Source organism: Pseudomonas sp. UBA6315 (assembly GCF_002438125.1).
Classification (GTDB): Bacteria; Pseudomonadota; Gammaproteobacteria; order Pseudomonadales; family Pseudomonadaceae; genus Aquipseudomonas; species Aquipseudomonas faucium.
On sequence record NZ_DJTF01000078.1, the window covers coordinates 65081 to 73152 of the forward strand.

Genomic DNA, 8072 nt, shown 5'->3' on the forward strand with positions numbered 1-8072 from the left:
GATGAACGACCACAACAACAGCATCAAACCGGAAACCGCCATGGCCACCACCACCATGACCATGATCCAGGCCCTGCGCTCGGCCATGGATGTCATGCTCGAGCGCGACGACGACGTGGTGATCTACGGCCAGGACGTCGGCTACTTCGGCGGCGTGTTCCGCTGCACCGAAGGCCTGCAGAACAAGTACGGCAAGTCGCGCGTGTTCGACGCGCCGATCTCCGAGAGCGGCATCGTCGGCACTGCCGTGGGCATGGGCGCCTACGGCCTGCGGCCGGTGGTGGAAATCCAGTTCGCCGACTACTTCTACCCGGCCTCCGACCAGATCGTCTCGGAAATGGCGCGCCTGCGCTATCGCTCGGCCGGCGAGTTCATCTCCCCGTTGACCCTGCGCATGCCCTGCGGCGGCGGCATCTATGGCGGCCAGACCCACAGCCAGAGCCCCGAGGCGATGTTCACCCAGGTGTGCGGCCTGCGCACGGTGATGCCGTCCAACCCGTATGACGCCAAGGGCCTGTTGATCGCCTCGATCGAATGCGACGACCCGGTGATCTTCCTGGAGCCCAAGCGCTTGTACAACGGCCCGTTCGACGGCCACCACGACCGCCCGGTGACGCCGTGGTCCAAGCACCCGCAAAGCGCGGTGCCGGATGGCTACTACACGGTGCCGCTGGACAAGGCGGCGATCACCCGCCCCGGCAACGACGTCACCGTGCTGACCTACGGCACCACGGTCTACGTGGCCCAGGTGGCTGCCGAGGAAACCGGCGTCGACGCCGAAGTCATCGACCTGCGCAGCCTGTGGCCGCTGGACCTGGAAACCATCGTCGCCTCGGTGAAGAAGACCGGCCGCTGCGTGGTGGTGCATGAAGCCACGCGCACCTGCGGCTTCGGTGCCGAACTGGTGTCGCTGGTGCAGGAGCATTGCTTCCATCACCTCGAAGCGCCGACCGAGCGCGTCACCGGCTGGGACACCCCTTACCCGCACGCACAGGAATGGGCGTATTTCCCAGGCCCTTCGCGGGTAGGTGCGGCATTGAAACGGGTCATGGAGGTCTGAATGGGCACGCACGTCATCAAGATGCCGGACATTGGCGAAGGCATCGCGCAGGTCGAGCTGGTGGAATGGTTCGTCAAGGTTGGCGATGTGATCGCCGAAGACCAGGTGGTGGCCGATGTCATGACCGACAAGGCCACCGTGGAAATCCCCTCGCCGGTCAGCGGCAAGGTGCTGGCCCTGGGTGGCCAGCCCGGTGAAGTGATGGCGGTCGGCAGCGAGCTGATCCGCATCGAGGTCGAAGGCAGCGGCAACCACGTGGATGTGCCGCAGGCCAAGCCGGTGGAGGCGCAGGCTGCCCCGGCAGTCGCCAAGGAGCAACCGCGCGCCGAAGCGCAACCGCTGGCCAGCCAGCCAGCCCCGGCCACCTACAGCGCCGCGCCGATCGTGCCGCGCCAGGCCGACGAAAAACCGCTGGCCTCCCCCGCCGTGCGCAAGCGCGCGCTGGATGCCGGCATCGAACTGCGCTACGTGCATGGCAGCGGCCCGGCCGGGCGCATCCTGCACGAAGACCTCGACGCCTTCATCAGCAAGCCGCAGAGCCCTGCGGGCCAGGCGCCGAGCGGCTATGCCAAGCGTACCGACAGCGAGCAGGTGCAGGTGATCGGCCTGCGCCGCAAGATCGCCCAGCGCATGCAGGATGCCAAGCGCCGCGTGGCGCACTTCAGCTACGTCGAGGAAATCGACGTCACCGCCCTGGAAGCCCTGCGCCAGCAGCTCAACAGCAAGCACGGCGACAGCCGCGGCAAGCTGACCCTGCTGCCGTTTTTGGTGCGCGCCCTGGTCGTGGCCCTGCGCGACTTCCCGCAGATCAACGCCACCTACGACGACGAAGCCCAGGTCATCACCCGCCACGGCGCGGTGCATGTGGGCATCGCCACCCAAGGTGACAACGGCCTGATGGTGCCGGTGCTGCGCCATGCCGAAGCCGGCAGCCTGTGGGGCAACGCCAGCGAGATCGCCCGCCTGGCCAACGCCGCGCGCAACAACGAGGCCAGCCGCGAAGAGCTGTCCGGCTCGACCATCACCCTGACCAGCCTCGGCGCACTGGGTGGCATCGTCAGCACCCCGGTGGTCAACACCCCGGAGGTGGCGATCGTCGGCGTCAACCGCATGGTCGAGCGGCCGATGGTGATCGATGGCCAGATCGTGATCCGCAAGATGATGAACCTGTCCAGCTCGTTCGACCACCGGGTGGTCGATGGCATGGATGCCGCGCTGTTCATCCAGGCCGTGCGTGGCCTGCTTGAGCAACCTGCCTGTTTGTTCGTGGAGTGAGCATGCCCCAGACTATCGACACCACCCTGCTGATCATCGGTGGCGGCCCCGGCGGCTACGTGGCCGCCATCCGCGCCGGGCAGCTGGGCATCCCGACCGTGCTGGTCGAGGGCCAGGCCCTGGGCGGCACCTGCCTGAACATCGGCTGCATCCCGTCCAAGGCGCTGATCCATGTGGCCGAGCAGTTCCACCAGACTTCACGCTACAGCGGCGCATCCGAACTGGGCATCAGCGTATCGTCGCCGCGCCTGGACATCAGCCGCAGCGTGGCCTGGAAGGACGGCATCGTCGACCGCCTGACCACAGGCGTTGCGGCCCTTTTGAAAAAGCATGGGGTCAAGGTGATCCACGGTTGGGCGAAGATCCTCGACGGCAAGCACGTCGAGGTCGACGGCCAGCGCATCCAGTGCGAGCACCTGCTGCTGGCCACCGGCTCGAACAGCGTCGAGCTGCCCATGCTGCCGCTGGGCGGGCCGGTCATCTCCTCCACCGAAGCCCTGGCGCCCAAAGCCTTGCCCAAGCACCTGGTGGTGGTGGGCGGCGGCTACATCGGCCTGGAGCTGGGCATCGCCTACCGCAAGCTGGGCGCCGAGGTCAGCGTGGTGGAAGCGCGCGAGCGCATCCTGCCCAGCTATGACAGCGAGCTCACCGCGCCGGTGATGGATGCCTTGAAGAAGCTGGGCATCGCCCTGCACCTGGGGCACAGCGTGGAAGGTTACAGCGACGGCTGCCTGCTGGCCCGCGATGGCCAGGGCGCGCAGTTGCGCCTGGAGGCCGACCAGGTGCTGGTGGCCGTGGGCCGCCGACCGCGCACCCAGGGCTTCAACCTTGAGTGCCTGGACCTGAAGATGAATGGCGCCGCGATAGCCATCGACCCGCATTGCCAGACCAGCATGCGCAATGTCTGGGCCATCGGCGACGTGGCCGGCGAGCCGATGCTGGCCCACCGGGCCATGGCGCAAGGCGAAATGGTGGCGGAAATCATCGCCGGCAAGGCGCGACGCTTCGAGCCGGCTGCCATTGCCGCGGTGTGCTTCACCGACCCCGAGGTGGTGGTGGTCGGCCAGACGCCCGAACAGGCCAGCCAGCAAAGCCTGGACTGCATCGTCGCGCAGTTCCCCTTCGCCGCCAATGGCCGGGCGATGAGCCTGGAGGCGAAAAGCGGTTTTGTCAGGGTGGTGGCGCGGCGCGACAACCACTTGATCGTGGGCTGGCAGGCAGTGGGTGTGGCGGTTTCGGAGCTGTCCACGGCCTTTGCCCAGTCCCTGGAGATGGGCGCGCGGCTGGAGGATGTGGCTGGCACCATCCACGCCCACCCGACCTTGGGTGAGGCAGTACAGGAAGCGGCATTGCGCGCGCTGGGGCACGCCCTGCATATCTGACACTGAAGCGGCTGTGGCCGATTTGGCCCGCGGCGTCTAACAGGCACCGCGGGCATTTTTTATTCACAGATAGCGTTCTTGCCAGCGCCCTTGGCCCGGAACAACGCGCCATCCGCCCGCGCCAGCAGCTCATGCTGGGTCTCCCCGGCTCGCCACTGCACCACCCCATAACTCAAGGTCAGCGCATCCTCCCCCACCGGCTCGACGCGCGCTATCGCACATCGCAGCCTGGCCGCAATCTCGAGGGCTTCACGCAACGAGGCCAGCGGCAAGACGACGACGAACGCGTCACCGCCCCAACGGGCCAGCAGGTCGTGTTCGCGCAGGCAACCACGCAGCGCTTCGACGATCTGCACCAACACCGCATCGCCACGCACATGACCATGGCGATCATTGATCGCCTTGAAATCATCAACATCCATGGCAATCACGGCGAGCAACTGGTGAAAACGCTGGGCGCGCTCGCACGCCTTGTGCAGCGTATTCTCAAGGCTGTAGCGGTTAGCGATGCCGGTCAGCGCGTCACGCTCTGCCAGTTCACGGTTCTCGTCGAGCTGGCGTTGCAGCTGCTGGTTGACCCACGACAGCTCGCGGGTATGTTCGGCGACCAGGGTTTCCAGCGACAGGTTCTTCTGCTGCAGCTCGGCCAGCAGGCGCTTGCTGTCGTCGATATTGCGGTGCGCGCCGAGAATGCGTGCCACCGAGCCGTCCTGGTTGCGCTCGATGACAGAGCCTGTGTCCTCGATCCACAGGTAGCTGCCGTCCTGGCACAGGCAGCGGTATTCGATGAGGTAGCGCTCGTTGCGCCGCTGGATGTAGGCCTCGAAGCTCGCCATCACCCGTGGATAATCCTCGGGGTGGATCACGCTCTCCCAGGTCAGCAAGGTATTGGCCATGGAATGGCTGGCATAGCCGAGCATGGCGTACCAGCCAGGGCTGCGATAGACATAACCAGTGTTGACATGCCAGTCCCAGACGCCATCGCTGATCAACTCGAACAGCGTGTGCAACTGCTGTTCGCTGAAGCCGGCGGGTGTCGGCCTTGACTGCTCACTCATGGACGCTCTCCCTGATGTCCCACTGCTGCACTGCGATCAAGTGGCGCTCATGTTTGCCGCAGGCGGCAAGCTTGTGCCCCTGGCAGGCAAGGATATTCCGAGCAGTTTGCCATCAGAATGACTGCACTGTCCTACTTTCCTGGCCCAACGTGCCTGGCATGGGTTTTGCCCCTCTCACCGGGTTTCGTACCATCCAAGGAGGAGAACATGGCAATCACCCTCAATGGCCTGGGCTGGGCCAGCGTGCAACACCAGCAGCGCATCGACCCGCAACAGGCTCAGCCCGAAGGCGTGACGTTCCGCGCGCCGCTGGCCGCCAGCAACGCGTCCGCGCAGCAGCAGGGCCAAGGCAGCACCGCGCAGCAACAGGCTGACGATGCGCGCGCCGAAGCCTTTGCCAAGCTCAAGGTCATGCTGCAGAACCCCGACCTTGCCGCCCGCCAGCAGGCAGGCGCCAGCACCCAGGAAACCCGCACGGCGGTGCAGGACTTCCGCGACTACATGGCCAAGTCGCCGGAGGAGAAGATCAAGGAAAAGATCCTCCAGGAACTGGGCATGACCGCCGATGAGTACGACGCCTTGCCGCCGGAGCAGCAGATGAAGGTCGACCAGCAGGTTGCCCAGCGCATGAAAGAGGACGTCGAGTTGAAAACCCAGGCCAAGCTGCAGTTGCAGGCGCTGCATGCCGAGCAGGCGCGCCAGGGTACCGACCTTGCGCCAGCGCAGGGCATCGACGAGCGTGAACAAGCGCTGCAGGCCAGCCAGGCCTGAGTGCATGGGGTGGCCAGTGCAAGGCTGGCTGCCCCGTTGTAGGCGCGTTGCGTGAAGCCTGCAGGGCATTTCTTCCCACATCCTCGGCTCCCCGTATAATCCCGCGCCCACCCCTCCAATGATGTTGCCCCATGAAGAAACTGCTGTACGTCGTAACCCTCGCCCTCGCCGCCATTCCCAGCGCCTTTGCCACCCCGCCCGCGACCTTCACCGAAGCCAAGGTCGTTGCCAAGCAGAAGGTCTACCTCGACCAGGCCAGCAGCGCCATGGGCGACCTGTACTGTGGCTGCAAGTGGACCTGGGTCGGCAAATCCGGTGGCCGCGTGGACCTCAAGTCCTGCGGCTACCAGACCCGCAAGCTGCAGACCCGCGCCGAACGCACGGAGTGGGAGCACATCGTGCCGGCCTGGACCTTCGGCCACCAGCGCCAGTGCTGGCAGAACGGCGGGCGCGAGCATTGCGTCGACACCGACCCCACCTTCCGCGCCATGGAAGCCGACCTGTTCAACCTCTACCCATCCGTGGGCGAAGTGAACGGCGACCGCAGCAACTTCAACTACGGCATGGTTTCGGGCGTCGCCCCGCAATACGGCCAGTGCACCACCAAGGTCGATTTCCAGCAGAAAGCCGCAGAACCGCGCGATGAAGTGAAGGGCCTGGTGGCGCGCACCACGTTCTATATGTTCGACCGTTACCAGTTGAGCATGTCGCGCCAGCAGCAACAGCTGCTGATGGCCTGGGACAAGCAGCACCCGGTGTCTGCCTGGGAAAAGCAACGTGACCAGCGCATCGCCCAGATCATGGGGCACTCCAACCCCTTCGTCAGCGGCGAGCGCACTTGGACGCTTGGCTACAAGCCTGCCGGCGCTTCTGAGGTAGCCACCGCTCCGGGCCCGAAAACGCCAGCCAAACCTGTACCCCAGCCGACCCTGGCCAGCGCTGTGACCGAGGGGGCAATCATCGGCAACCGCAACAGCCACCTGTACCACCTGGCCAACGGCTGCCCGGGGTACAGCCAGGTGGCACAGAAGAACCAGGTAGCGTTCGACAGTGAAGCGCAGGCGCAGGCGGCGGGGTATCGCAAGGCGGGGAACTGCAAATAGCTGAATGCCGAATCACGCCATGGCTTGCGGAGTGAGCCATGGTGGCGTTGGTGGCGCAGGGCTTGAATGCATGGCGTCCCAGGGCAGGTTCGAACTGCCAACCTTCCCCTTAGGAGGGGGATGCTCTATCCAATTGAGCTACTGAGACACAAGAACCGGCAACGAATGCTGCGCGGCTGGACGGCAAGCATGTTAACCAGCACGCTGCCGTTTGTCAGCCTCAATCGGGCTTTTTGCCCGTAGCTTTTTTCCGCCCCTCACGCGATCAGCTTTTCCGCGCGCAACAAGGCGAGCAACGCGGCCACCGCCGCATCCAGCGCCCCCGAGTTGTCCAGCAGGTGCACGGGGGCATCGCCATCAACCTGCATGCCGGCGTTGCGCGCCAGGCGCTGGTCGATTTCCTGCAGGGTTTCTCGCCCTCTGGCGAGCAGGCGCTCACGCAGCACCTGCGGCTTTACCACCAGGCACACGGCCAGCAAATCGGGGTAGCGCAGGCGCGCCTGGGGCAGATAGGCACGTGAGCCGTTGACCAGTACCGGGCGCCCTTGCGCCAGCCACTGATCCACCTGCGCCGGAATACCGTAATCCAGCCCGTTGGCGCGCCAGTGCATGGCAAAGTCGCCCGCCGCACGCATCGTTTCGAAGCGCTCGGGGGTAACGCCATGGGCGTCTTCACCCTTGGCTTCGGCAGACCGGGTGATGACCCGGCGGGCAATTTCCACCCCCGCCGCAGCCAGCTGCGCACGCGCTGCATCAATCAGGGAATCTTTCCCTGAGCCGGAGGGTCCTATCAGAAATATCAGGCGGCCTGAGGCTTCACCTTGGACGCTTGCGTCATGTTGCATAGCCACTATGCTCTATGAAAGGAAACCCGGGCATTTTAGGTGTTTTCCCTACCCTTTGCTGCGTTTTACGGGTTTTTGACGGCAAAGGGCTGACGCGATGGCTGGGCGGATGATGTAAAACTTTTCAAACCAGTACTCATTTCTGATAATTGGTACTGGCAAAAAGCCTGTATCCGGCTCACTATTTGTCACAGAATTGACGCCAAGGAAACGGCGACCATGAGGCAAGATGAGCACCAAATTTATCTGACGGTTGAACATTTTGTCGTCGCCACGGTCGTACCACCATCCCGTGCGGCCAATTTGAGAACCGCTTCCCCCTGAACCAAAAACCGGTCAATTTATATGCGCCCAATGAAACAGGCTATTTATTCGAGCCGCACCGCTGACAAGTTCGTCGTCCGCCTGCCAGACGGAATGCGTGAGCGCATTGCCGAGGTAGCGCGCAACCATCACCGCAGCATGAACTCCGAGATCATCGCGCGCCTGGAGCAGAGCCTTATCCAGGAAGGCGCGCTGGGCGACGAGCTGAGCATGCGCCTGGACAGCCCTGAGCTGTCGCTGCACGAGCGTGAGCT

General features: G+C 64.6%; 8 protein-coding genes and 1 tRNA gene. 6 read left to right on the forward strand and 3 right to left on the reverse strand.

The annotated features are described in order from the left end of the window. Window position 1 precedes the first annotated feature (1 nt). The 3 genes from B3E94_RS10615 to lpdA are packed head-to-tail and all read left to right on the forward strand — an operon-like array spanning window position 2 to window position 3717. Complete coding sequence (locus B3E94_RS10615) at window positions 2-1060, forward strand: alpha-ketoacid dehydrogenase subunit beta (protein ID WP_286913439.1); 1059 nt, start codon at window positions 2-4, stop codon at window positions 1058-1060. Further along, entirely contained in the window at window positions 1061-2335 is a 1275-nt protein-coding gene (locus tag B3E94_RS10620) for a dihydrolipoamide acetyltransferase family protein (protein WP_286913441.1), read from the forward strand. 2 nt (window positions 2336-2337) lie between these two features. Then, complete coding sequence (lpdA, locus tag B3E94_RS10625; protein WP_286913442.1) at window positions 2338-3717, forward strand: dihydrolipoyl dehydrogenase; 1380 nt, start codon at window positions 2338-2340, stop codon at window positions 3715-3717. A gap of 59 nt (window positions 3718-3776) precedes the next feature. Here lpdA and B3E94_RS10630 read toward each other — a convergent pair whose 3' ends face one another. Further along, window positions 3777-4775 carry a sensor domain-containing diguanylate cyclase gene (locus B3E94_RS10630; RefSeq protein WP_286913443.1) on the reverse strand — a complete coding sequence of 333 codons (999 nt, stop codon included), beginning with the start codon at window positions 4773-4775 and terminating at the stop codon, window positions 3777-3779. Between the two features lie 207 nt (window positions 4776-4982). Between B3E94_RS10630 and B3E94_RS10635 the strand changes: the two genes are divergently transcribed. Next, entirely contained in the window at window positions 4983-5546 is a 564-nt protein-coding gene (locus B3E94_RS10635) for a hypothetical protein (protein WP_286913444.1), read from the forward strand. 131 nt (window positions 5547-5677) lie between these two features. Next, the gene (locus B3E94_RS10640) at window positions 5678-6649 is read left to right on the forward strand and encodes an endonuclease (RefSeq protein ID WP_286913446.1); all 972 of its coding nucleotides are present in this window, start codon (window positions 5678-5680) and stop codon (window positions 6647-6649) included. A 71-nt stretch (window positions 6650-6720) separates the two neighbouring features. On the opposite strand, the gene B3E94_RS10645 is transcribed toward B3E94_RS10640, so the two are convergent. Together B3E94_RS10645 and phnN are read right to left on the reverse strand one after the other, a co-directional pair. After that, a tRNA-Arg gene (locus tag B3E94_RS10645) sits at window positions 6721-6797 on the reverse strand. A 109-nt stretch (window positions 6798-6906) separates the two neighbouring features. After that, the gene (phnN, locus tag B3E94_RS10650; RefSeq protein WP_286913447.1) at window positions 6907-7494 is read right to left on the reverse strand and encodes a phosphonate metabolism protein/1,5-bisphosphokinase (PRPP-forming) PhnN; all 588 of its coding nucleotides are present in this window, start codon (window positions 7492-7494) and stop codon (window positions 6907-6909) included. Between the two features lie 345 nt (window positions 7495-7839). On the opposite strand from phnN, the gene B3E94_RS10660 reads away from it, so the two are divergent. Then, window positions 7840-8072, forward strand: a 233-nt coding sequence (locus B3E94_RS10660) for an Arc family DNA-binding protein (protein WP_286913449.1), incomplete at its 3' end; no start/stop codon positions are given.

Bases quoted from the DNA above. Each gene is read 5' to 3' on its own strand.
- phnN (WP_286913447.1), bottom strand. From the start codon at position 7,494: ATGCAACATGACGCAAGCGTCCAAGGTGAAGCCTCAGGCCGCCTGATA.
- lpdA (WP_286913442.1), top strand. From the start codon at position 2,338: ATGCCCCAGACTATCGACACCACCCTGCTGATCATCGGTGGCGGCCCC.
- B3E94_RS10635 (WP_286913444.1), top strand. From the start codon at position 4,983: ATGGCAATCACCCTCAATGGCCTGGGCTGGGCCAGCGTGCAACACCAG.
- B3E94_RS10620 (WP_286913441.1), top strand. From the start codon at position 1,061: ATGGGCACGCACGTCATCAAGATGCCGGACATTGGCGAAGGCATCGCG.
- B3E94_RS10615 (WP_286913439.1), top strand. From the start codon at position 2: ATGAACGACCACAACAACAGCATCAAACCGGAAACCGCCATGGCCACC.
- B3E94_RS10640 (WP_286913446.1), top strand. From the start codon at position 5,678: ATGAAGAAACTGCTGTACGTCGTAACCCTCGCCCTCGCCGCCATTCCC.
- B3E94_RS10630 (WP_286913443.1), bottom strand. From the start codon at position 4,775: ATGAGTGAGCAGTCAAGGCCGACACCCGCCGGCTTCAGCGAACAGCAG.